Annotated in this window: 21 protein-coding genes; 10 read left to right on the forward strand and 11 right to left on the reverse strand. The window is 66.8% G+C overall.

Going from position 1 to position 22,532, the window contains the following annotated elements; genetic code table 11:
- The first annotated feature begins 2 nt into the window (after nt 1-2).
- Entirely contained in the window at nt 3-650 is a 648-nt protein-coding gene (locus MXB90_RS03605; RefSeq protein WP_250041205.1) for a ChrR family anti-sigma-E factor, read from the forward strand.
- Here MXB90_RS03605 and MXB90_RS03610 read toward each other — a convergent pair.
- The 9 genes from MXB90_RS03610 to MXB90_RS03650 form a co-directional block, all read right to left on the reverse strand.
- Nucleotides 647-1,798 (reverse strand): DNA recombination protein RmuC, encoded by a 1,152-nt coding sequence (locus tag MXB90_RS03610; RefSeq protein WP_250041207.1) that lies wholly within the window; start codon nt 1,796-1,798, stop codon nt 647-649. The two genes, MXB90_RS03605 and MXB90_RS03610, sit on opposite strands and share 4 nt — an antisense overlap.
- A complete protein-coding gene (gene mutL, locus MXB90_RS03615) occupies nt 1,795-3,645 on the reverse strand; it encodes a DNA mismatch repair endonuclease MutL (protein ID WP_250041209.1) in 1,851 nt (616 codons plus the stop codon). Before mutL ends, MXB90_RS03610 begins: the two co-directional genes overlap by 4 nt.
- Nucleotides 3,646-3,694: 49 nt before the next feature.
- On the reverse strand, nt 3,695-4,999 hold the full coding sequence (locus MXB90_RS03620) for a M16 family metallopeptidase (protein ID WP_250041210.1): 1,305 nt from the start codon (nt 4,997-4,999) through the stop codon (nt 3,695-3,697).
- Nucleotides 4,996-6,336: a M16 family metallopeptidase gene (locus MXB90_RS03625; RefSeq protein WP_462982217.1), complete on the reverse strand. Its 1,341-nt coding sequence runs from the start codon at nt 6,334-6,336 to the stop codon at nt 4,996-4,998. Before MXB90_RS03625 ends, MXB90_RS03620 begins: the two co-directional genes overlap by 4 nt.
- Nucleotides 6,337-6,412: 76 nt before the next feature.
- Nucleotides 6,413-6,952: a DUF3035 domain-containing protein gene (locus MXB90_RS03630; protein WP_250041212.1), complete on the reverse strand. Its 540-nt coding sequence runs from the start codon at nt 6,950-6,952 to the stop codon at nt 6,413-6,415.
- 97 nt (nt 6,953-7,049) lie between these two features.
- Complete coding sequence (gene lspA / locus MXB90_RS03635) at nt 7,050-7,541, reverse strand: signal peptidase II (RefSeq protein WP_250041213.1); 492 nt, start codon at nt 7,539-7,541, stop codon at nt 7,050-7,052.
- An 86-nt stretch (nt 7,542-7,627) separates the two neighbouring features.
- Entirely contained in the window at nt 7,628-9,214 is a 1,587-nt protein-coding gene (gene purH, locus MXB90_RS03640) for a bifunctional phosphoribosylaminoimidazolecarboxamide formyltransferase/IMP cyclohydrolase (RefSeq protein ID WP_250041214.1), read from the reverse strand.
- Nucleotides 9,215-9,235: 21 nt separating this feature from the next.
- Nucleotides 9,236-11,023 (reverse strand): heparinase II/III family protein, encoded by a 1,788-nt coding sequence (locus MXB90_RS03645; protein WP_250041215.1) that lies wholly within the window; start codon nt 11,021-11,023, stop codon nt 9,236-9,238.
- 76 nt (nt 11,024-11,099) lie between these two features.
- A complete protein-coding gene (locus MXB90_RS03650) occupies nt 11,100-12,389 on the reverse strand; it encodes an RsmB/NOP family class I SAM-dependent RNA methyltransferase (protein ID WP_250041218.1) in 1,290 nt (429 codons plus the stop codon).
- 91 nt (nt 12,390-12,480) lie between these two features.
- Between MXB90_RS03650 and MXB90_RS03655 the strand changes: the two genes are divergently transcribed.
- Nucleotides 12,481-12,660: a DUF1674 domain-containing protein gene (locus MXB90_RS03655; protein ID WP_250041219.1), complete on the forward strand. Its 180-nt coding sequence runs from the start codon at nt 12,481-12,483 to the stop codon at nt 12,658-12,660.
- A 31-nt stretch (nt 12,661-12,691) separates the two neighbouring features.
- Here MXB90_RS03655 and dapB read toward each other — a convergent pair whose 3' ends face one another.
- On the reverse strand, nt 12,692-13,507 hold the full coding sequence (gene dapB / locus MXB90_RS03660) for a 4-hydroxy-tetrahydrodipicolinate reductase (protein ID WP_250041221.1): 816 nt from the start codon (nt 13,505-13,507) through the stop codon (nt 12,692-12,694).
- Between the two features lie 101 nt (nt 13,508-13,608).
- Here dapB and rbfA point away from each other — a divergent pair, with 101 nt between their 5' ends.
- From rbfA to pnp, 7 genes are all read left to right on the forward strand, one after another.
- Nucleotides 13,609-14,034 (forward strand): 30S ribosome-binding factor RbfA, encoded by a 426-nt coding sequence (gene rbfA, locus MXB90_RS03665; RefSeq protein ID WP_250041223.1) that lies wholly within the window; start codon nt 13,609-13,611, stop codon nt 14,032-14,034.
- Nucleotides 14,012-14,740 (forward strand): phosphodiester glycosidase family protein, encoded by a 729-nt coding sequence (locus MXB90_RS03670; RefSeq protein ID WP_462982208.1) that lies wholly within the window; start codon nt 14,012-14,014, stop codon nt 14,738-14,740. The genes rbfA and MXB90_RS03670 overlap by 23 nt, the downstream gene beginning before the upstream one ends.
- A gap of 51 nt (nt 14,741-14,791) precedes the next feature.
- The gene (gene truB, locus MXB90_RS03675; protein WP_250041225.1) at nt 14,792-15,694 is read left to right on the forward strand and encodes a tRNA pseudouridine(55) synthase TruB; all 903 of its coding nucleotides are present in this window, start codon (nt 14,792-14,794) and stop codon (nt 15,692-15,694) included.
- Between the two features lie 151 nt (nt 15,695-15,845).
- On the forward strand, nt 15,846-16,361 hold the full coding sequence (locus tag MXB90_RS03680; protein WP_250041226.1) for a DUF1643 domain-containing protein: 516 nt from the start codon (nt 15,846-15,848) through the stop codon (nt 16,359-16,361).
- Nucleotides 16,362-16,466: 105 nt separating this feature from the next.
- On the forward strand, nt 16,467-17,393 hold the full coding sequence (locus MXB90_RS03685) for a calcium-binding protein (protein WP_250041227.1): 927 nt from the start codon (nt 16,467-16,469) through the stop codon (nt 17,391-17,393).
- Between the two features lie 156 nt (nt 17,394-17,549).
- Nucleotides 17,550-17,819, forward strand: a complete 270-nt coding sequence (gene rpsO, locus MXB90_RS03690) for a 30S ribosomal protein S15 (protein ID WP_250041523.1) — start codon at nt 17,550-17,552, stop codon at nt 17,817-17,819.
- A 177-nt stretch (nt 17,820-17,996) separates the two neighbouring features.
- On the forward strand, nt 17,997-20,150 hold the full coding sequence (gene pnp / locus MXB90_RS03695; protein WP_250041228.1) for a polyribonucleotide nucleotidyltransferase: 2,154 nt from the start codon (nt 17,997-17,999) through the stop codon (nt 20,148-20,150).
- 50 nt (nt 20,151-20,200) lie between these two features.
- Here the strand turns inward: pnp and MXB90_RS03700 are convergent, their stop codons facing one another.
- Nucleotides 20,201-20,857, reverse strand: coding sequence for a peroxiredoxin (locus MXB90_RS03700; protein ID WP_250041229.1), 657 nt, complete (start codon nt 20,855-20,857; stop codon nt 20,201-20,203).
- Nucleotides 20,858-21,042: 185 nt separating this feature from the next.
- On the opposite strand from MXB90_RS03700, the gene MXB90_RS03705 reads away from it, so the two are divergent.
- Nucleotides 21,043-22,479, forward strand: a complete 1,437-nt coding sequence (locus MXB90_RS03705) for an aldehyde dehydrogenase family protein (protein ID WP_250041230.1) — start codon at nt 21,043-21,045, stop codon at nt 22,477-22,479.
- The last annotated feature ends 53 nt before the right edge of the window (nt 22,480-22,532 follow it).

The following is a 22,532-nucleotide window of genomic DNA, read 5'->3' on the forward strand; positions in this document are numbered from 1 at the left end:
CCATGACGCAAGACACGATCAACCACCACCTGACCGAAGACCTGCTGGCCGATTACGCCACCGGGGTTCTGGATGAGGCTTTCGCCTTGGCCGTGGCCACGCATGTGTCGCTGTGCGACGAATGTCGCGCGCGGCTGGGCGCGCTGGAGGCATTGGGCGGGTCGGTCCTGGAAACCGCAGGCGCGGTTGCGATGGACGAGGGCAGTCTGGACGCGGTGTTCGCGCGCATTGCGGGCGGACCCGGGGATACCAAACCGCGCCGGTCGGCAGGCGTGCTGCCCGCGCCCTTGCAGGATTATGTCGGTGGCGATCTGGCGGCGGTGCGCTGGCGCCCGGTCGGCATGGGGGTGCGGCAAGCCATATTGCGCACCTGTGGGACGGGCCGCGCGCGGCTTTTGTATATCCCTGCGGGCGTTGCGGTGCCCGATCACGGCCACAACGGGCGTGAACTGACGCTGGTGCTGCAGGGCGCCTTTCGGGATGAGGATGGCCGTTTCGCGCGCGGCGATGTGGAATGCGCCGATGAGGCGGTGGAACATACCCCGGTGGCCGAGCTGGGCGAGGATTGCATCTGCCTGGCCGTCACCGATGCGCCGCTGAAATTCCGCCGGCTGATCCACAAGGTCGCCCAGCCCTTCCTGCGGATCTAGTCGATCTGCACAACCCGGGGCGTGGTATCGGGGGCCAGTTCCTCAAAGTCGAAATTGTCCAGACGGCGGGCGCGCTTGCCCGCCTTCTCCGCCGAGATCTTGATTTCCTCGATGTCCTTCGCCGCTTGGCCAAAGTGCCGGTCAAGGTTTTCCACCCGTGTCCCCAGCCGGTCCACATCGGCGTAAAGCGCCGCCAGTTCCTTGCGGATCGCGCCGGCCTGTTCGCGCATCCGCGCATCCTTCAGCACCGCGCGCATCGTGTTCAGCGTGGCCATGCAGGTGGTGGGTGACACGATCCAGACCTTGGCGGCGAACCCCTCACGCACCAGTTCGGGGAAATTGGCGTGCAATTCGGCATAGACCGCCTCGGAGGGCAGGAACATCAGCGCGCCATCGGCGGTTTCGCCTTCCAGGATGTAGCGTTCGGAAATCGCCTTGATATGCGCCCGCACCGCAATGCGCATCATCCGCTGCGCCTCGATCATCTGGCTTTGGTTTTCGGCGCGGCGCAGGGCCTCATAGGCCTCCAGCGGGAATTTGCTGTCGATGACGATGGGGCCGGGCGGATTGGGCAGGTGGATCAGGCAATCCGCCCGCCGCCCGTTCGACAGCGTCGCCTGCATCGTGTAGCTGTCCGAGGGCATCGCCTTTTGCACGATGTCATGCAGCTGGATTTCGCCAAAGGCGCCGCGGGTCTGCTTGTTCGACAGGATATCCTGCAGGCCCAGCACATTGCCCGACAGTTTCTCGATATTGGCCTGCGCGCGGTCGATCGCCTCAAGGCGCTGCTGCAGGTCGCCCAGGCTTCGGGCGGTGCGGGTGGCGGTGCCATGCAGGCTTTCGGTCATGCCGCGCGACACATCGGCCAGCCGCTGTTCCATCAGGGCCAGCATCCGGGTCTGGCTGGTCACTTGCGCCTCGGACACATGATGCAAGCCCCCGGCCAGCTGTTGCTGCCCGTCCGACAGGCTTTGCACCCGCTGGCCCAGGGACGTCAGCTGCATGACCACCGGATCAAGGGCCCGGGCCGACCGGCTGGCGGCGCGCAGGACCAAAAGCAGCAGCACCACCAGCAGTGAAAGCCCTGCGAGGGCTGCCAGCACCGCCGGATGGTCCAGCGCAAATGCGGTCTGGCCCAGCTGGATCATGTGCGCCCGAACAGCCGCTCGATATCGGCCAGCCGCAGCTCGACATAGGTGGGCCGCCCGTGGTTGCACTGGCCGGAATGGGGTGTCGCCTCCATTTCGCGCAGCAGCGCGTTCATCTCCTCGGGGCGCATCTGGCGGCCCGACCGGACCGAGCCGTGGCAGGCCATGCGCGACAGAACCGCCTCGATCCGGGCTTGCAGGCGCTGGCTGTCGCCCAGATCGGCCAGTTCGTCCAGCACATCGCGCAACAGCGCGGCGGCGTTGATTTCACCAAGGATCGCAGGCGTTTCACGCACGGCGATGGCGCCGCCGCCAAAGGGTTCGATCGTCAGGCCAAGGCGGGCAAGGTCGTCGGCCATGTCCAGCAGGCGCGCGGCATCCTGCGGGGAAAGCTCCACGATCTCGGGGATCAGCAGGGCCTGCGCGGCCACCCCGTTTTCCGCCATCTGGCGTTTCAGCCGTTCATAGACCAGCCGCTCATGCGCGGCGTGCTGATCGACGATCACGATGCCGGTGTCGGTCTGCGCGATGATGTAATTTTCATGCACCTGCGCGCGGGCCGCGCCCAAGGGCCGCGCGGTCAGGTCGGGCGTGGGCGGGGCAGGGTCGGCCACGCGGGCGGTGGGCGCGAAGGGCGCGGCAAAGGGCTGCGGGCTTTCGGCAAAGATCGGTGCCTGCGCCGCATAGCTGGCCTGCAGTGCCCCCTGCGATGGGCGGTCCATCTGATAGACGCGCGGGAAGGGCGCGGGTTCGGGCCGCATCGCGCCCAGCGTCGCCCCCGCCACGGTGCTGGACGCCCGATGCCCCGCCCCCGCCAGCGCATGGCGCAGCGCGGTCACGATCAGGCCGCGCGCAAGACCCGCCTCGCGAAAGCGCACCTCGGCCTTGGCGGGATGGACGTTGACGTCCACGCGTTCCGGGTCGCAGGTCAGGAACAGGGCGGCGGCGGGGTGGCGATCACGCGACAGGAAATCCATATAGGCCGCGCGCAGCGCCCCCACCAACAGCTTGTCGCGCACCGGGCGGCCATTGACGAACAGGAACTGTTCCACCGCCGCGCCGCGCGAATAGGTGGGCAGCGCGGCATAGCCGGTCAGCCGCAGCCCTTCGCGTTCGGCATCGATCGGCACGGCGTTGTCGGTGAAATCACGGCCCAGCACGCGGGCAAGACGGCGTTCCAGCGCGCCGAACAGATCGCCCTGTTCGGCATCGGCGCGGAAAATTTCCCGCGCTTGCCCGCCCGACACGTCGTTGAGCGTAAAACTGACGTAGGGTTCCGCCATCGCCAGTCGCTTGATCACATCGGAAATCGCGCCCGCCTCGGCCCGGTCGGTGCGCAGGAATTTCAGCCGCGCCGGCGTGGCAAAGAACAGGTCGCGCAGTTCTACCACAGTGCCCCGGTTCAGCGCGGCGGGTTTCACCGGGCCGATGCGCCCGCCCGCGACCTCGATCCGGGCGGCGTCGAACCCTTCGGCGCGCGAGGTGATCGCCAGCCGCCCCACCGCGCCAAGGCTGGGCAGCGCCTCGCCGCGAAAGCCGAAGGTGTGGATGTTCAGCAGGTCCGATCCGTCGATCTTGGACGTTGCATGCCGCGACAGCGCCAGCGGCAGATCTTCGGGCGCCATGCCGCAGCCGTCATCGGTGATGCGGATCAGCGTCTTGCCACCATCGGCGTAATCCACCGCGATCCGCGTGGCCCCGGCATCCAGCGCGTTTTCCACCAGCTCTTTCACCGCCGAGGCCGGACGTTCCACCACCTCGCCCGCCGCGATGCGGTTGGCGGCGGTTTCATCCAATTGGCGGATGATCGGGCGCGCGGCGCCTATCTTGGGCTGGGTTGCGTTCATGCCACAACAGATAGCATGACCGCGCCGCCAGAGCCATAGATTCGGGGCGTCAGTTCAACCCGACCGGCCGCCCCACCACGACAAAGTGCAGCGCCTGGGCATCCAGCAACCGGCGCGCCACACGGGCGACATCTTCGGCGGTGACCGCCTCAACCTTGGCGTTGCGGGTGTTGACATAGTCGATCGGCAGATCAGACAGCTGCATCCCCACCAGAATGTCCGCGATCCGGCCATTGCCGTCAAAGCGCAGCGGATAAGCGCCGGTCAGATAGGTCTTGGCATCGGCCAGTTCCTGCGCGGTGACGCCTTCATCGACGATACGCGCCCATTCCGCCCTGACGACACCAATCGCCTCGGCGACCTTTTCATTGGCCGATGCGAAGGATCCCTGCCAGGTTTCCGCAAGATCCTTGGGCACGATATAGGATGCGATGCCATAGGTCAGGCCGCGCTTTTCACGCACCTCATTCATCAGTCGCGATGAAAACCCGCCCGCGCCCAGAACCTCGTTCAGGATATAGGCGGCAAAGAAGTCGGGGTCGTCCATGGCAAGGCCCTGATGGCCGAAAATCACCACCGATTGCGGGCTGTCATGATCCACCACGGTGATCCCGCCGGTCAGGCTCAAGTCTGCCCGCGGCGGCATCGGCGCGCCGGTTTCGGGCAGATCACCCAGAAGGCGGTCCAGCAGGACGCCCAGGTCTTCGGCGCTGATGTCGCCCACCGCCGATACGAACAGCCGGTCGCGGGCCATGACGCGGGCGCGGGCGTCGAACATGTCCTCGCGGGTCAGCGCATTCACGCTGTCCGCCGTGCCATTGATCGAGGACCCATAGGGATGATCGCCATAGGCCAGCCGCGCAAAGGTATCGCCCGCGATTGACTGGGGATCCTTCTCCGCGCGCGCGATGGCCGACAACACCTGCCCGCGCACCCGGTCCAGCGCGGTCTGGTCAAAGCGCGGGTTGACCAGCGCCTCGCGCAGCAGCGCCACCGACGCATCGCGGTTTTCGGTCAGCATCTGCGCCGAGATCGACAGCGTGTCATCGCCCACGTCAAAGCCAAAGCGCGCGGCCAGCGTTTCGGCGGCCTCGGCAAAGGCCTGCGCGTCCATGTCGCCCGCGCCCTCTTCCAGCAGCGCGGTCATCAGGTTGATCGCCCCCCGCTTGCCCGGCGCATCCAGGCTGGCCCCGCCCCGGAACCGGATTTCCAGCGCGGTGAAGGGAATGTCGTGGTTTTCCACCAGCCAGGCGGTGATCCCGCCCGGCGAGGTGACCGGCGTGATGTCAACGGCGGCCCGGGCCGGCAGGGCAAGGGTGATCGCGGCGATGGTGGCCAGAACGAAACGGATCATTGCGTCACCTCGGCTTCGGGTTTGGCCAGATAGCCGGTCACCGCGCGGCGCCGGTCGAACAGGTCACGCGCCGCGGCCATCACATCGGCCTCGGTCACCGCCATCAGCGCATCGGGCCAGGCCTGCACATCGGCCACGCTCAGCCCGGTGGCCAGCGCCTCGCCATAGCGGTGGGCAAGGCCCTGCGCATTGTCGCGCGCATAGATTTCCGCGGCGCGGATCTGGGTGCGGATGCGTTCGAACCGTTGGGGGTCGACGCCTTCGGCCAGGAAACGGGCGATAGCCGCATCCAGCGCCGCCTCGGCCTCTGCCAGGGGCACATCGGCGGCGGGAACGGCCATCACGGTGAAGGTGGTGTCATCCAGCGACAGCCCGTCATAAAAGGCCGCCGCATAGATCGCCACGCCACTGTCAAAGACCAGCGACCGGCCCAGAACCGAGGTCGCCATGTTCCCGCCCAGAAGCTCGGCCAGAACCGTCAGCGCGGCGGCGCGCGCCTGATCGCCTGGGTCGCGTTCGGGGGCCAGATAACTGCGCATCACATAGGGCTGCGCCACCCGCGCATCTTCATACCGCAGCCGCCGTTCGGCCAGGTGCGGCGGTTCCTGCACGCGCTGGCGCGGGGCCAGATCGGGGGTCGGTTCCAGCCCGCCGTAATGGGTTTCGGCCAGGGCCCGCACCTCATCGGCGCTGACATCTCCGGCGACCACAAGGATCGCGTTGTTGGGCGCATAGAAGCGTTCATACCAGTCCTGCGCATCCTCGCGCGTCAACGCTTCCATTTCATGGCGCCAGCCGATGATCGGGCGGGCATAGGGATGGTTCAGATACTGGGCCGCCCGGCGCTGTTCGGAAAAGATTGCGGCGGGGTCGCTGTCGGTGCGCTGATTGCGTTCCTCGATGATCACCTGAAGTTCGGTGCGCCAGTCTTCCTCGGACAGGATCAGATCGCGCATCCGATCGGCCTCCATCTTCATCACAAGGTCCAGCCGATCCGCCGCGATGCGCTGGAAATAAGCGGTATAGTCGTAAGAGGTGAAAGCATTGTCCGACCCGCCATTGGCCGAAACGGTCTTTGACAATTCCCCCGGGGCCAGATCGTCGGTGCCCTTGAACATCAGATGTTCCAGAAAATGCGCGACCCCCGACTTGCCCGGCGCCTCATCGGCGGAACCGGCGCGGTACCAGACCATATGCACCACCACCGGGGCCCGGCGATCCTCGATCACCACGGCTTCCATGCCGTTGGACAGGGTGAAATGGCTGACCGTCTCGGCGGCGGCCTGCGTCGGCAGGGTGCCCGCCAGGATCGCCAGGAACAGCGCTCGCAACATGATAACCTCCTTGAAACCGGGCTACAATCTACCCCCGGTGCAAGAGGCTTCAACCCGCATGACGCGTTGTTGATCGGGGTCAGTCAAGCCGCGGATCGGGCGGGGCTGCCGGCGTGCGCAGACCCGCACGGCGCCAGCGTTCCAGCTCGGCTTGCTGGTCCAGCGACATTGGCGCATAGGCGCGGTAATAGGTGTTCACATCAAAGATGCGTTCCAGCAGCCGGCCATCGTTTTCGCGCCGATAGGCGACATCCTCTGCCGCCAGCTGGCTGCGAATATCGCCCGCGGTGCCAAACCGCCCGGCATGCGCCACAAGCCCCGCATCCGCCGCAGGCAGCGCACCGGCCAGTGCAACCCGGGCCGGGTTGCCACCAAGGGCTGCGACCGCATCGGCCATCGGCGTCGGATCGGTAAGGTTCGCACCGCCCGGCGTCGGTTCCGGCAGGGCGGCAAGATCCGCGGGCATCTGCAGGGCCTTGGTGGGCAGGATGCCGAATTCATCCGGGCCTTGGGTTGCCGAACGCAGGTTCATCAGCTGTGGCTCACCCTTGTCGCCGCAGGCGGCCAGCATCAGAACCGCCGCAAGTGCAATTGCGCTTCTGCCGATCCGTGCCTGCATGGGCCATCCCCTCATCCGTTCGCCCCCGTTCCGCCCCTCTTAGCGCATGTGGCTGCGCGCGTCACGGGGGAAAGGCACCGTGCCCGCACGCCACGCGCTAGCGCTTGGCGGACTTGCCCTTGCCCTCGCCTTCCTGCCCGGTGAACAGCACCAGCCCCGCCGCGCCAAGAAAGATCGTGATATCGGCCACGTTGAACGAATAGGGGTTGTCGAACCAGGGCGTCGACATGTTCAGAAAATCGGCGACCGCCCCGTACCACAGCCGGTCGATCACATTGCCGATCGCGCCGCCCACCAGAAGCCCCGCCGAAACCTGCACGATCCCCCGGTGCGGGCTGCGCGCCACCCAGATCCAGATCCAGGCGGAAACGGCCAGCGCCACGCCAATCAGCACCCAGCGCGCCAGATCGCTTTCACCCGAAAACAGGCCAAAATTGATGCCTTGGTTCCAGGCCATGCGGAAATTGATCCATGGCGGCAGCACCTCGACCACCAGCCGCCGATCAAGGCCCAGCCCATGCACAACGGCATATTTGCTGACCTGGTCCAGAACCAGAACCGCCGCCGCCACCTTCGCCGCCAGACGCATGAACCCCCGCCTCTTCTTCTTGGACCAAATACTCCCGCCGGAGGCATCCGCGGTCCGAGCCCGCGCATGCCCCTGGCCAATGCGCGTCAGTGCCGGAAATGCCGCATCCCGGTAAAGACCATCGCCAGCCCGCGTTCATTGGCGGCATCGATCACTTCCTGGTCGCGCATCGACCCACCCGGCTGGATGATCGCCGTCGCGCCCGCCTCGGCGGCGGTGATCAGCCCGTCGGCAAAGGGGAAGAACGCGTCCGACGCCACGACGGAACCCTTGGTCAGCGGCGCGGGCAGGCCCATCACCTCGGCCATGTCGCGCGCCTTCTGGGCGGCGATGCGGGTGCTGTCGACGCGGCTCATCTGGCCGGCGCCGACGCCCACGGTGGCGCCATCCTTGACATAGATGATCGCGTTCGACTTGACATGCTTGGCGACCTTCCAGGCGAACAGCAGATCCTGCAGTTCCTGTTCCGTCGGCTGGCGTTCGGTCACGACCTTCAGATCCGCGCGCGTGATCGCGCCATTGTCCTTGCCCTGGACCAGGAACCCGCCCGCGACCTGGCGATAGGTGGTGATCGCCGCTTTCGGGTCGGGCAGGGCGCCGGTGGTCAGCAGCCGCAGGTTCTTTTTCGCGGCAAAGATCGCGCGGGCGTTCTCATCCGCATCGGGGGCGATCACGACCTCGGTGAAGATCTTGCAGATTTCCTCGGCGGTCGCGCCGTCCAGCACCTGGTTCAGCGCGATGATCCCGCCAAAGGCCGAGGTGCGGTCGCAGTCGAAGGCGCGGGTATAGGCCTCGGTCAGGGTGGCGCCGGTTGCCACGCCGCAGGGGTTGGCATGCTTGATGATGGCGCAGGCCGGGGCGTCGGCACCGAATTCGGCGACCAGTTCAAAGGCCGCGTCAGTGTCGTTGATGTTGTTGTAGGACAGCTCTTTGCCCTGCCACTGTTTCGCCGTGGCAACGCCCGGGCGGTTTGACCCGTCCAGATAGAAGGCCGCCTGCTGATGCGGGTTTTCGCCATAGCGCAGGGTCTGGGCCAGCATGCCGGCAAAGGCGCGGCGGCGCGGCGTTTCCTGGTCGATCGCGCCCGCCATCCAGGTGGACACGGCTGCGTCATAGGCGGCGGTGCGGGCATAGGCGATCTGCGCCTGACGCTGACGGAACGCCAGTGAGGTGCGCCCGTCATTGGCAGCCAGTTCGGCCAGCACCGCATCATAATCCTGGACATCGACGATGGTGGCGACGAAGGCGTGGTTCTTGGCCGCCGCACGGATCATCGCGGGGCCGCCGATGTCGATATTCTCGATGCAATCGGCGTAATCGCCGCCACGGGCCACGGTTTGTTCAAACGGATACAGGTTGACGACCAGCAGGTCGATCGGCTCGATGCCGTGGGCTGCCATGGCGACCAGATGTTCGTCATTGTCGCGCAGCGCCAGCAGGCCGCCGTGGACATTGGGGTGCAGCGTCTTGACGCGACCGTCCATCATCTCGGGAAAGCCGGTCACCTCGGCCACGTCGCGCACCGCCAAGCCCGCATCGCGCAGCGCCTTTGCGGTGCCGCCGGTGGACAGCAATTCCACCTCTTGCGCGGCCAGGGCCCGGGCAAAGTCGATCAGCCCGGTCTTGTCGGAAACGGAAATCAGCGCACGGCGCAGCGGCACGAGGTTGGTCATGGGGATGGCAGTCCTTCTGAATCAGTCGTCGGTAGGGGGTGGGGCATCGGGGCCGATGTCGCGTAACGCCGCGGGCGTATCCTGTGCTTTCGCCAAGGTCCAGCCTAACTGGCAGGCATAATCCAGAACCCGCGCCGCGAGCACGATCTGGCGCGTGGCGCGCGGGCGCAGCCGCCCGCTTTCCAGATAGACAGATGGTTCCAGCGTCAGATCGCCGATGCCGTCATGGCGGAACACCCAGATCTCGCCCGATTTCAGCGCCATGGACACGGCCGCGCCGCCCAGATCCAGCGTTGCATCCACATCGGGGTGCAGGTGAAAGCGGATCGCGAAGGGGATGCCTTGCAGGCCGGTGCGGTCGAACAGCACCTCAAAGCGTTTGCGATCCTCGGGCGTCATCGCGCCCAGCGTGTCGGTGCCGCGCAGGGTCCGGCCATCGGATGAAAGGTCCAGATCGCGCACATGGGTCATGCCGTGGGTCGGCGCATAGCCGTCATGGCCGCACAGCAGGCGGGTGCCGTCACTGTCGGGGTCCGGCTGCACCCAGACCTGTTGCGGCACCTCGGTCAAAAGCCCGCGTGTGCCGCGCCCCAGCATCCCGTCAGGGCCCAGCCGCGACGAGGAATATCCCAAAATCCCAAGCGTGGAATGGCTGGGCGTGGCGCGCCCGGCCCGATGCCAGTCGGCCCCGAACCCCGCGCCCGAACCGCAATTGACGATCAGCGGACGCCGCCCCGAGGTCAGTTCGAACGCCAGCGTCGAGGCATGGGCATTGGCCGAGGCCCGGCCCTGCGGCGGGGCCGCAGCATCCACAATGACCGTGGTGCGCCCGCCATGCAGCCGCGCAAAGCCCATCGCCAGACCCGCCGCTATCGTGGTGCGCGCCCCGGCCCGCACCCCGGATTGCGCCAGCGCCTGATCCAGCCGGCCTTCGGCGCCGCGCCCGCCGCCGTGAAAGCGCGCAAGCCCGCCATCGGCATGGCGCAGGGCGCGCAGGGTGGGGGCGATGCGCTCGATCGCGGCCAGATGCGCGGGGGCGGGGGTGCGCCCGGCCTGCGACAGGGCGGCGGCGGCCCAGGTCAGCAGGGTCATCACCTCTAGCAGATCTTCGGGGTTGCGGGTGGGGATGCCGCCCTCGGCACCGATCTGATCGTCGCATTCACGCGCCAGCGCGGCGGCGGCGGGGCCCGCCAGGCGTTCCATCCCGGTCAGCGACAGGCCAGCATAGACCAGGCCCGTCAGCGCCTCAAAGCGCGGCAGCCCCGGTGAGGCCGACTTCCACCGCCGCGACAGAAAGATGGTCTGCTGGCCAAGGCTGCGGAAGAACCGGTCGGCGGCGGCGCGGTCCTGTCCGTTCAGCAACAGGATCGCGTGGTTGATCCAGCGGATCAGCCGCCGTCCCGTCAGATCGGGGGTCCAGCCCGGCCCCTTGCCGGCGCCGAAACGGGCGATCCAGTCAAAGACCCAGGCCTGGGCGCGCACCCGCGCCTCGCGGTCGCCAACGGCGGCCAGATCGTCCAGCCAGGCGCCGCCATGCAGCGCCTCTTCAAAGGCGGGGTCGGGCATCGGCAGATCCCACAGCCCGGTGCCGGGCCCCTCGATCAGGAAGCCCGCGAACAGGAAATTGCCCGCAATCAGCTGACGCCCGCGTGCGAAAGATCCGATGGTGCGCGGTTCGGGCTGGCTGACAAAGCCGGTTGCCGGGCGCGCGCGTGCTGCGATTCGCGCCGCCAGACGGGTCAGAACCCGATCCGCGCGCCCCGAAAGGCCACTTGCCGCCTGTCCCTGCCGCGTGACTCGCCCTGCCATGATCCCGCCGGTTGTCCCGTTTCGTGCCGCCTCATGCGGGGGGCACCATAGTGTGGCCCCCGTGCGCTGTCACCGATCAATTCCCCGCCTCGGCGGGCAGATGCAGGGCGGCGATGTAAAAGCCGTCAAGTCCGCCGCGATCGGCCCATTGATCGGGCCGCAGCCGCAGGCCGCCTTCGGGGCTGTGCCACTGTGGGTCAAGGCCCGGCAGGTCGGGCGGGATGATGCCAAGACCGGGGTGCCGGTCCACCGCGGCGCGGACCTGCGCCTCGCCTTCCTCGGGCAGAAGCGAGCAGGTGCAGAACACCAGCCGCCCGCCCGGAACCAGCCAGCCCAGTGCGCGGTCCAGCAGCCGGGCCTGCAGCGCGACAAGATCCTTCAGCCCGGCCGGATCCTTGACAAAGGGCAGGTCGGGGTGGCGGCGGATCGTGCCGGTGGCCGAACAAGGCGCGTCCAGCAAGATCGCGTCAAAGGGCGCATCGGGCACCCAGTCCAGCGCATCGGCCACCACGCTCTGCGCCGCCAGCCCGCAGCGCGTCAGGTTGTCGCGCAGCCGCGCCATGCGCGGGGCGGAAATGTCCAGCGCCGTCACCTTGGCCCCCGCAGCGGCCAGCTGCATCGCCTTGCCGCCCGGCGCGGCGCACAGATCCAGCACCCGTTCGCCCGGCTGCGGGGCCAGGACGCGCGCGGCCAGCGCGGCGGCGGCATCCTGCACCCACCAGTCGCCTTCGGCAAAGCCGGGCAGGTCCGACACCTGCCCCCGCGCCGCCAGCCGGACCGACCCGGTCGGCAGCGCCACCCCGCCCAGCCGCGCCGCCAGCGCCTGGGCATCGCCATCCTTCGGCGTCAGGTCCAGCGGTGCGCCGGCCAGATGCGCGGCCTCCATCGCCTGCACCGCTGTCTTGCCCCAGGCCGACATCAGCCGCCCGCGCAGCCAGCCCGGCAAGGCGGGGGTGGGCAGCGTGGGCCAAAGCGCGGGGCCGGTTTCGGCCACCCGGCGCAGCACCGCATTGACCATTCCGGCATAACCTTCGGTGCGCCGCCCGCCCGCCCGCGCCAGCGCCACGGCGGCATGAACCACACCATGGGGGGCGGCGCCTTCCTCCAGCATCTCGACGGTGGCCAGGCGCAGAAGCGCGCGCAGATCGGCGGGCGGGGCCTTGCGCAGATGCGGCTTCAGAACCGCATCGGCCCGCCCCAGATGGCGCAGCGTGGTCAGCGCCAGGCGCTGCGCGCGCGCCCGGTCCGCCGGTTCCAGCGCCGCAAGCGCGCCTGCCGCCAGCTGATCGGACAGCGCCTGCCGCCCCTCGGTCACGCCCGTGATCAGCCCCAGCGCCGCCCGGCGCGCCGCATCTGTCCTGCTCATGCCCCGCGACCCTTCGACTTGTTGCGCCCGTTTCCCGGCCCTATATCATGCCCCGACCATTGCCAAGGAAGGCCCGCCAAGGAACGCCCGGATGACCGACGAGCCGCAAAAAGACCTGCCCGCAGCCGCGCAACGCGCGTTGGCCGAAGCCGAGGCGCGCCGCAAGGCCGCCCGCGCGCTGGACCTGCCGCCCGAACTGGGCGGTCGCGACGGCCCCGAGCCTGTGCGATTCGGCGATTGGGAAAAGAAGGGCATCGCGGTCGATTTCTAGGCGACCGTGTCCGGTTGGGCCGGAACGGGTGTCAGTCCGCCAGCCCCAGAACATCGATCATGTCATATTCGCCCGGCTTCTGCGTCTGGCCCCACAGGGCGGCCTTCAGCGCGCCACGGGCAAAGATCGCGCGATCCGTGGCGACGTGGCGCAGCACGATGCGTTCCCCCGCGCCCGCAAACAGCACATCATGTTCGCCCACGATGTCGCCGCCCCGGATCGCGGAAAAGCCGATCGCCCCGGGCCGACGCGCGCCAGTGATGCCATCGCGGCCCGATTCGCGGTTTTCCTCCAGCGGGATGCCGCGCCCCTCGGCCGCGGCCTCGCCCAGCATCAGCGCCGTGCCCGAGGGCGCGTCGACCTTCATCCGGTGATGGGCCTCGATCACCTCGATGTCCCAGTCTGCATCCAGCGCGCGCGCCACCTTTTTCGTCAGCTGCACCAGCAGGTTGACGCCCAGGCTCATGTTGCCGGCGCGCACGATCACGGCATGGCGCGCGGCGGCCTTCAGCCGCGCCAGATGCTCGGCTTCAAGGCCGGTGGTGCCGATCACATGCACCGCGCGCGCCTGCGCGGCCAGCGCCGCGAATTCGACCGTTGCCGCAGGGGCAGTAAAGTCGATCACCGCCTGCGCGCGGGAAAACGCCTGCAGCGGGTCATCGGTTACGGTCACGCCATTGGCCTGCCCGCCCAGCATCACCCCCAGATCCTTCCCGATCCAGTCATGGCCCGCGCGTTCCACCGCCCCCACCAGCCGCGCCTTGTCGGATGCGGCTACGGTGGCGGCCAGCATCCGGCCCATCCGGCCCGAGATCCCGGTGATGACGATACCCGGCAGATCGGTCATGGCTGTCTCTCTCTCCTTCGTGATCGGCTTTCCTTAGCGGCTTGGCGTGCGCTTGGCAAAGGCCCGTTGCGGGCGCGCCGGGCTTGGCCTACATGGGGGGCATGGCAAAGAACCGTTTTTCCTTGGGCGATGGCCCCTCGCAACGGCAGCTTCGCGTGGGCGAGCTGATCCGGCGGACCCTGTCGGATGTGCTGATGCGTGGCGATGTGCATGACCCCGACCTCAACCGCATCTCGATCACCGTCGGCGAGGTGCGGACCTCGCCCGACCTGAAGGTCGCGACCGCCTATGTCACGCCGCTGGGCGGGCAGGGCGCCGAAGAGATGCTGGCCGCCCTGCGCCGCAACAAGGGCGAATTGCGCCACCTGGTGTCGCGGACGCTGACGCTGAAATTCGCGCCAGAACTGCGGTTTCGGCTGGATGAGACGTTTGACCGGCTGGATGAAACGCGGCGGATGTTTGCCGACGAACGCGTGCAGCGCGACATCGCGCAACCCGACGCGGATGATGAAGACGATCTGGATTAACGCAGTTCTGCTGGCGCTGGCGGCCCCCGCCTGTGCCCAGACCTGCCGGGCGATCGTCTTTGAAGATACCCCCTTTACTGTCTGTGACGTGCAGGCCGGCGCCGACCTGCGGCTGTGGCTGAACGATGCCGAGGGGCGGCTGATCGGCACGCCGGAACGGCTGGCCAACGAACTGGCCGAAGGCGAGGCGCTGGTCTTTGCGATGAACGCGGGCATGTATCATCCCGACCGTCGCCCGGTGGGACTGTATGTCCAGGACGAGACCGAGATTGCGCCGATCGTCACCGCCGCCGGTCCCGGCAACTTTGGCATGCTGCCCAACGGCGTCTTTTGCGCTGATCAGGGGTTTGCGGTGATCGAATCGCGCCGCTTTGCGCAAGAAGCGCCCCCCTGTCGCATCGCAACCCAGTCCGGCCCGATGCTGGTGATCGAAGGCGCGCTGCACCCCCGCTTCCTGCCCGACAGCGACAGCCTGAACATCCGAAACGGCGTGGGCGTATCCGCCGACGGTCAGACCGCATGGTTCGCGATTTCCGATGCGCCGGTGACCTTCCACCGCTTTGCCCGGCTGTTCCGCGATGAGCTGGGCACGCCGGATGCGCTTTATCTGGATGGCTCGGTGTCGCGGCTGATCGCACCGGGGCTGGGGCGCGCGGACCTTGGCGTGCCGATGGGCCCGATCATCGGGGTCGTCACCCGCGATTGACGGGCGCGAGGGGTTCAGCTAGCACGCGGCCTTTCGGAACAGGAGGGCACCATGGCTCGCAAGAAGGGACGCGACATTTCCGGCTGGCTGGTGGTGGACAAGCCCGCGGGCGTCACCTCGACCACGGTGGTCAACAAGGTGCGCTGGGCGCTGGACGCCAAAAAGGCGGGCCACGCGGGCACGCTGGACCCGGCGGCGACCGGCGTTCTGGCCGTGGCGCTGGGTGAGGCGACAAAGACCGTGCCCTACATCACCGATGCGCTGAAATGCTATCGCTTTGCCGTCCGTTTCGGCGCCGCGACCAATACCGACGATGCCGAAGGAACGGTGATCGCCACCTCGGACGCGCGTCCGACCGATGCGGACATCGCCGCCGCCCTGCCCGCCTTTGTGGGCGACATCCAGCAGGTGCCGCCGCAATTCTCGGCCGTCAAGGTTGAGGGCGAGCGCGCCTATGCCCTGGCCCGTGCGGGCGAGGAAATGGACCTGGCCGCCCGCCCGCTTTACGTGGAAAGCCTGGTGCAGGTGGCGCGCCCCGATGCCGATACGGTGGAACTGGAACTGGTTTGCGGCAAGGGCGGCTATGTGCGCTCGATCGCGCGCGACCTGGGGCAGGCGCTGGGCTGCCTGGGCCATGTGCTCTGGTTGCGCCGGGTCTGGTCGGGCCCCTTTGAGGCGGAAGACGGGCTATCGCTGGAGGATATCGACCGCCTCGCCCGCACGCCGGATTTGGATGCCAGGGTGCTGCCGCTTGAGGTGGGTCTGGCCGACCTGCCGGAACTGCGCGCCACCCCCGAGGGCGCGGTGCGGCTGAAGAACGGTAACCCCGGCATGGTGATCGCGGCCGATGCCGATTACGGCGATGAGGCCTGGGCAAGTTTTCAGGGCAAGCCCATCGCCGTGGGTATCTACAAGTCGGGCGAGCTGCACCCCAGCCGGGTCTTCAACCTCTGACGGATCACGGGCGGCGCGGGCGAATGAGTATTTGGACCAAGAAGAAGCGGCATCTGTTTCTTCTTGGCAAAAATACTCCCGCCGGAGGCTTCCGCAGCCGGGCCCGGGCGCCCGGGCTTGTCAACCTGTGGTGCAGGGCCGAGAAGAGCACATGATCACACGTCATCATCAGAAGGGCGATGCCGCCTCGACCGCCGTCTATTCTGATTGCGAACGCTATCGTTATCTGTTGACGCGCACCTGGGATGAGGGCGGCGCCCGCGCCTTGTTCGTGCTGCTGAACCCCTCCACCGCGACTGAGGCGCAGAACGACCCGACCGTCGAGCGGTGCGAGCGGCGCGCGCGCCGGCTGGGCTTTGGGGCGTTCCGGGTGGTGAACATCTTTGCTTTCCGCGCCACGGACCCCAAGGTGATGCGGGCGCAGGCCGATCCGGTGGGCCCCGGCAATGATGCGGCGATTCTGGAAAGCCTGGATTGGGCGGGGGCGCCGGGGCACCGGATCATCTGCGCCTGGGGCGCGCATGGCGCGCATCTGGGGCGCGGCGCCGCGGTTGAGCGGATGCTGCGCGCGTCTGGGCACGATTTGTTCCATCTGGGGCTGACTGGCGCAGGTGCGCCCAAGCATCCGTTGTATATCGGCTACGATCGCCAGCCGGAACGGTGGTGAGGGCGTCCATGTTAACCCATGGGTCCGTGGGTCGTGCTAAGAAAATCTGAACGGCCGAAGGGGCGGCGTTGTCCCGTGTGGTGGCCGGTAAAGGGTGTGTGGGTCATGTTTCTGATTTCAGGGCTGCTTGGATTGCTGGTCGCGGGTGTGTCGATCGGGCTTGCGCCCGCGACCGGCTCGCAGGAGCCGGGTGACGGTGCCGCGCCGGATGATGGTGCGTCCGATACGCCGCCGCCTGCGCCGGTTTCCGACACGATCGCCTGGGGCGGGGGTGATGGTGACGTTCTGTCGGGCGGCGCTGGCGATGATCAGCTGAACGGCTATGCCGGGGAAGACAGGCTTGGGGGCGGGCCGGGGCATGATGTGCTGGTTGGCGGTGCGGATGACGATGTGATCCTTGGCGACGCGGGGGATGACACCCTGATCGGCGAGGATGGCGATGACCTGCTTGAGGGTGGCGCGGGCAATGATCTTCTGGCGGGCCATTTCGGCGATGACACCCTTGAGGGTGGGGCCGGCAATGATAGCCTGATCGGAGGGGCCGGTGCCGACCTTCTGCGGGGCGGGCCGGGCGATGACACGCTTGAGGGTGCGGCGGGCGAAGACACGCTGGAAGGCGGTCCCGGTGCGGATGAGCTGTTCGGTGGTGCCGGGGATGACTGGATCGACGGCCTTTCGGACGAGGATGAGGTGGATGCGCCGGATCTTCTGAATGGCGGGGAGGGGGCCGATATCCTGCTGGCGGGCCCGGGCGATTGGGCGCATGGCGGCGAGGGGGGCGATCTGTTCGCGATTGCCGATTGGGACGGTGCCGATACCCCCGCCAGAATAACCGATTTCAACCCCGCCGAGGATCGGATCGCGATCGTTTGGGACGGGGATGCCCCGGTGCCGGACCTGACGGTCGAGATTGCGGGGGCCGATATGGCGGTGATCATGCTGAACGGGGCCAAGATCGCCGAGGTTCTGAATGCACCGCATCTGGTGGTGGGCGATCTTTTGATCATGCCGCAAGGCGCCTTTGCGCGCTAAGCGGCCTGGGGCGCCTGCCGGGCCGGTGAAACAGGCTTCCCTTTTGGGCAAAATTCCCCTATACGCGCGCATCCGTCGCCTTTGGCGGATGCTCCATGGGCCTTGCTGGACGACATCCCGGCCTGCGCCATCCCTCTAACCGACAAGGAGACCCCGATGTCGATTACCGTTGAAGAAAAAGCCCGTCTGATCAAGGAATACGCGACCAAGGAAGGCGATACCGGTTCGCCGGAAGTCCAGGTGGCGATCCTGTCGTCGCGCATTGCGACGCTGACGGAACATTTCAAGGCCCACAAGAAGGACAACCACTCTCGTCGTGGTCTTCTGATGATGGTGGCCCAGCGCCGCAAGCTGCTGGACTATCTGAAGGGCAAGGACGAAGCGCGCTACGCCAAGCTGATTGAGCGTCTGGGCCTGCGCCGCTGATCCAGGGACGCGCCCTTCGGGGCGCGTTTCTCTTTCGATCCGGGCGGTTGTCCGGGTGTCGGCCTCCCCATCGGGCCTTATGGGGCGGGCAGCCGTGAAAGGAAAAGAGGCCACGGGCATGGGGCCCGTACGCAAACAGGCGCGGGGAGGGTCCCTGCGCGACGATAGGAAAAGCTGATGTTCAATATCACCAGGAAATCGATCCAGTGGGGCGAAGAAACGCTGACGCTGGAAACCGGCAAGGTCGCCCGTCAGGCGGACGGTTCGGTCATCGCGACGCTGGGGGAAACCTCGGTCATGGCCAACGTGACCTTCGCGAAAGAAGCGAAGCCGGGGCAGGATTTCTTCCCGCTGACCGTTCATTACCAGGAAAAATATTATGCCGCCGGCAAGATCCCGGGCGGCTTTTTCAAGCGTGAGGCGCGCCCGTCCGAGAAAGAGACGCTGACCTCGCGTCTGATCGACCGTCCGATCCGCCCGCTGTTCGTCGATGGCTTCAAGCACGAAGTGCTGGTGATGTGCACCGTCCTGAGCCACGACCTTGAAAATGAACCCGACATCGTGGCGATGATCGCCGCCTCGGCCGCGCTGACGGTTTCGGGCGTGCCGTTCATGGGCCCGATTGGTGCCGCGCGCGTGGGCTTTGCCAATGGCGAATACGTGCTGAACCCGGCCGTGGACGACATGCAGAAGCTGCGTGAAAACCCCGAACAGCGTCTGGATCTGGTCATCGCCGGCACCAAGGACGCCGTGATGATGGTCGAATCCGAAGCCTATGAGCTGTCGGAAGCCGAGATGCTGGGCGCCGTGAAGTTCGGCCATGAGGCGATGCAGCCGGTGATCGACCTGATCATCGACTTCGCCGAAGATTGCGCGAAAGAGCCCTTCGACTTCACCCCGCCGGATTACTCGGCGCTTTATGCCAAGGTGAAGGCCGCGGGCGAGGAGGCGATGCGCGCCGCCTATGCGATCCGCGACAAGGCCGCCCGTCATGACGCGGTGTCCGCTGCCAAGGCCGCGATCAAGGCGGCCCTGACCGAGGAAGAACTGGCCAACATCAACCTCGGCTCGGCGCTGAAGAAGCTGGAATCCTCGATCCTGCGCGGTGACATCATCAATGGTGGCGCGCGTATCGACGGCCGTGACAACCGCACCGTCCGCCCGATCGTGTCCGAAGTGGGCATCCTGCCGCGCACGCACGGGTCGTCGCTGTTCACCCGTGGCGAAACCCAGGCGCTGGTCGTGACCACGCTGGGCACCGGCGATGACGAACAGATCATCGACGCGCTGCACGGCAACAGCCGCTCGAACTTCCTGCTGCACTACAACTTCCCGCCCTATTCGGTCGGCGAAGTGGGTCGCGTGGGTTCGCCCGGCCGCCGCGAAATCGGCCATGGCAAGCTGGCCTGGCGCGCGTTGCAGGCGGTTCTGCCGGCGGCGACCGACTTCCCCTACACCATCCGCGTCGTGTCCGAGATCACCGAATCGAACGGCTCGTCCTCGATGGCGTCGGTCTGCGGCGGTTCGCTGTCGATGATGGACGCGGGCGTGCCGCTGAAGGCGCCGGTCGCGGGCGTCGCGATGGGCCTGATCCTGGAAGACGATGGCCGCTGGGCGGTTCTGACCGACATCCTGGGTGACGAAGACCACCTGGGCGACATGGACTTCAAGGTTGCCGGCACCGCCGAAGGCATCACCAGCCTGCAGATGGACATCAAGGTGGCGGGCATCACCCCTGCGATCATGGAGCAGGCCCTGGCGCAAGCCAAGGACGGCCGGATGCACATCCTGGGCGAGATGAACAAGGCGCTGTCCGCCGGTCGCCAGGAATTCTCGGCCCATGCCCCGCGCATCGAGACCATGCAGATCCCGACCGACAAGATCCGCGAAGTGATCGGCTCGGGCGGCAAGGTCATCCGCGAGATCGTGGAAGTGTCCGGCGCCAAGGTCGACATCAACGACGACGGCGTGATCAAGATCGCCTCGGCCAACGCCGAAGCGATCAAGAAGGCCTATGACATGATCTATTCGATCGTGGCCGAGCCGGAAGAAGGCAAGGTCTACACCGGCAAGGTCGTGAAACTGGTCGACTTCGGCGCCTTCGTGAACTTCTTCGGCAAGCGCGATGGTCTGGTCCATGTCTCGCAGATCGCGAACAAGCGGTTGAACCACCCGAACGAACTGCTGAAAGAAGGGCAGGAAGTGAAGGTCAAGCTCTTGGGCTTCGACGATCGCGGCAAGGTCCGCCTTGGCATGAAGATGGTCGACCAGGAAACGGGCGAGGAAATCGCGCCCGAGAAGAAGGAAAAGGATGAGGCCACCGAGGCCTGATCCGACCCCCGGAAAAGAAAGGCCCCGGAGCGCTCCGGGGCCTTTTTCGTTCAGGCGCGGTGTTTTGCGAACCGCAGGTAGGGCAGCTTGATGTCCAGCTCGCCGAACTTCTCGCGGGCTTCCTCGGTCGGGACCGACAGCGCCACGATCACGTCCTGACCGGGCACCCAGTTGGCGGGCGTGGCAAAGGGCACGCCATCGGTCGCCTGCACCGCATCCAGCGCGCGCAGGATTTCGGCAAAGTTGCGACCGACCGACATCGGATAGGTCATCGTCAGGCGAACCTTCTTGTCCGGCCCGATGATATAGACGGTGCGCACGGTCGCGGTGTTCGCGGGCGTCCGGCCTTCGGCGGGCAGGTAATATTCGGCGGGCAGCATGTCGAAGGCCTTGGCGACCGTCAGGCTGGTGTCGTCGATGATCGGGAAATCCGCCGGGGCGCCGCCGAAGGCTTCAATGTCGTGCTTCCATTTCTGGTGATCCGCGACCGAGTCCACCGACACGCCCAGAACCTTGGTGTTGCGCTTGGCCCATTCGCCGGCCAGTTGCGCCACGGCGCCGAATTCGGTGGTGCAGACCGGGGTGAAATCGCGCGGGTGGCTGAAGATGATCGCATAGCTGTCGCCGATCCAGTCGTGGAACCGGATCTGACCCGTGGTCGAGTCGGCTGTGAAATCGGGGGCGACGTCGTTGATGCGCAGACCCATGGCGGTCTCCTTGTTTGGATGGTTCGGGGCCTACTTAAGGGGCGAAGAACAAAATTGCACCCCGCTGCATTGTGACGGTTTAAGAATGGGATGAAATAGCACACTCGCGTTGTCATCCGGAACAATGTTCTCATGCATTGCATCCGCGCGTTTCGGATGCCACCTTGCCGCAAACGGAGGCTGGAATGATTTTCAAGCGCGACTTCTACATCAACGGCAAATGGGTCGCCCCGGCGGCGGCGCGCGACCATCAGGTGATCGACCCCTCGACCGAGGAACCCTGTGCGGTGATCTCGCTTGGCGATGCGGCCGATACCAACGCGGCCGTGGCCGCGGCCAAGGCGGCGCTGCCCGGTTGGGCGCTGATCGATCCGGCCGAGCGGCTGGCATGCGTCGAACGCATCCTGACGATCTACCGCGACCGCGCCGAGGATATGGCGCAGGCGATCAGCCTGGAAATGGGCGCGCCCATCGACCTGGCCCGCGGGTCGCAGGTCGAGGCCGGTGCCAGCCACATCCAGAACTTCATCACCGCCTTTCGGGACTTTCAGTTCCTGCGCCCGCTGGGCCCGCATGCCCCCGGCGCGATGATCGCGATGGAGCCTGTGGGCGTGGTCGGCTTGATCACGCCGTGGAACTGGCCGATGAACCAGGTCACGCTGAAGGTGATCCCGGCGCTGCTGGCAGGCTGCACGATGGTGCTGAAACCGTCCGAAGAATCGCCGCTGTCCTCGCTTTTGTTCGCGGAAATCGTCGATGCGGCGGGCGTGCCTGCGGGTGTGTTCAACCTTGTGAACGGCGATGGCATGGGCGTCGGCACGCAGCTGTCCACCCACCCGGATGTCGAGATGATTTCTTTCACCGGCTCGACCCGCGCGGGCATCGCGATCAGCAAGGCCGCAGCCGATACGCTGAAGCGCGTCTGCCTGGAACTGGGCGGCAAGGGCGCGAACCTGATTTTCGCCGATGCCGATGACAAGGCCGTGCAGCGCGGCGTGCGGCATTGCTTCAACAACTCGGGCCAGTCCTGCAACGCGCCGACCCGGATGCTGGTGGAACGCAGCATCTACGACCGCGCGGTCGCAATCGCCCGTGAAACCGCCGAGGCGACCCGCGTCGGCCCCGCGTCCGAGCCCGGCCGCCACATCGGCCCGGTGGTCAACAAGTCGCAATATGAAAAGATCCAAGGCCTGATCGAAAAGGGCATCGCCGAGGGCGCGCGGCTGGTCGCCGGTGGTCCGGGCCGTCCCGATGGCCTGAACCGGGGCTTTTTCGTGCGCCCCACGGTCTTTGCCGATTGCACCCCCGACATGACGATCATGCGCGAGGAAATCTTTGGCCCCGTCCTGTCGATCATGCCCTTCGATACCGAGGAAGAGGCGCTGCGCATCGCCAACGACACGCCCTATGGCCTGACCAACTATGTCCAAACCCAGGATGGCGCGCGCCGCAACCGACTGGCGCGGCTGTTGAAATCCGGCATGGTCGAGATGAATGGCCAAAGCCGCGGCGCGGGCTCGCCGTTCGGCGGCGTCAAGGCCTCGGGTCGGGCGCGTGAAGGCGGGCATTGGGGGATTGAGGAATTCCTCGACGTCAAGTCGATTTCCGGCTGGTCCGACTGACGGCTTCGTATTGCCCTTGGTCGCGCGGTCCGTCAGTATCGCGCGGCTTTCAA

Source organism: Phaeovulum molybdatiresistens, assembly GCF_023544865.1.
In the GTDB taxonomy this organism is placed as follows: domain Bacteria; phylum Pseudomonadota; class Alphaproteobacteria; order Rhodobacterales; family Rhodobacteraceae; genus Pontitalea.

What these genes read in the sequence shown, in the direction of transcription:
- MXB90_RS03630 (WP_250041212.1), bottom strand. Translation starts at nt 6,952, where the DNA reads ATGCAGGCACGGATCGGCAGAAGCGCAATTGCACTTGCGGCGGTTCTG.
- MXB90_RS03680 (WP_250041226.1), top strand. Translation starts at nt 15,846, where the DNA reads ATGATCACACGTCATCATCAGAAGGGCGATGCCGCCTCGACCGCCGTC.
- lspA (WP_250041213.1), bottom strand. Translation starts at nt 7,541, where the DNA reads ATGCGTCTGGCGGCGAAGGTGGCGGCGGCGGTTCTGGTTCTGGACCAG.
- dapB (WP_250041221.1), bottom strand. Translation starts at nt 13,507, where the DNA reads ATGACCGATCTGCCGGGTATCGTCATCACCGGGATCTCGGGCCGGATG.
- MXB90_RS03650 (WP_250041218.1), bottom strand. Translation starts at nt 12,389, where the DNA reads ATGAGCAGGACAGATGCGGCGCGCCGGGCGGCGCTGGGGCTGATCACG.
- MXB90_RS03605 (WP_250041205.1), top strand. Translation starts at nt 3, where the DNA reads ATGACGCAAGACACGATCAACCACCACCTGACCGAAGACCTGCTGGCC.
- mutL (WP_250041209.1), bottom strand. Translation starts at nt 3,645, where the DNA reads ATGAACGCAACCCAGCCCAAGATAGGCGCCGCGCGCCCGATCATCCGC.
- pnp (WP_250041228.1), top strand. Translation starts at nt 17,997, where the DNA reads ATGTTCAATATCACCAGGAAATCGATCCAGTGGGGCGAAGAAACGCTG.
- purH (WP_250041214.1), bottom strand. Translation starts at nt 9,214, where the DNA reads ATGACCAACCTCGTGCCGCTGCGCCGTGCGCTGATTTCCGTTTCCGAC.
- MXB90_RS03655 (WP_250041219.1), top strand. Translation starts at nt 12,481, where the DNA reads ATGACCGACGAGCCGCAAAAAGACCTGCCCGCAGCCGCGCAACGCGCG.
- MXB90_RS03620 (WP_250041210.1), bottom strand. Translation starts at nt 4,999, where the DNA reads ATGATCCGTTTCGTTCTGGCCACCATCGCCGCGATCACCCTTGCCCTG.
- MXB90_RS03670 (WP_462982208.1), top strand. Translation starts at nt 14,012, where the DNA reads ATGATGAAGACGATCTGGATTAACGCAGTTCTGCTGGCGCTGGCGGCC.
- MXB90_RS03685 (WP_250041227.1), top strand. Translation starts at nt 16,467, where the DNA reads ATGTTTCTGATTTCAGGGCTGCTTGGATTGCTGGTCGCGGGTGTGTCG.
- MXB90_RS03705 (WP_250041230.1), top strand. Translation starts at nt 21,043, where the DNA reads ATGATTTTCAAGCGCGACTTCTACATCAACGGCAAATGGGTCGCCCCG.
- MXB90_RS03645 (WP_250041215.1), bottom strand. Translation starts at nt 11,023, where the DNA reads ATGGCAGGGCGAGTCACGCGGCAGGGACAGGCGGCAAGTGGCCTTTCG.
- rbfA (WP_250041223.1), top strand. Translation starts at nt 13,609, where the DNA reads ATGGCAAAGAACCGTTTTTCCTTGGGCGATGGCCCCTCGCAACGGCAG.
- truB (WP_250041225.1), top strand. Translation starts at nt 14,792, where the DNA reads ATGGCTCGCAAGAAGGGACGCGACATTTCCGGCTGGCTGGTGGTGGAC.
- rpsO (WP_250041523.1), top strand. Translation starts at nt 17,550, where the DNA reads ATGTCGATTACCGTTGAAGAAAAAGCCCGTCTGATCAAGGAATACGCG.
- MXB90_RS03700 (WP_250041229.1), bottom strand. Translation starts at nt 20,857, where the DNA reads ATGGGTCTGCGCATCAACGACGTCGCCCCCGATTTCACAGCCGACTCG.
- MXB90_RS03610 (WP_250041207.1), bottom strand. Translation starts at nt 1,798, where the DNA reads ATGATCCAGCTGGGCCAGACCGCATTTGCGCTGGACCATCCGGCGGTG.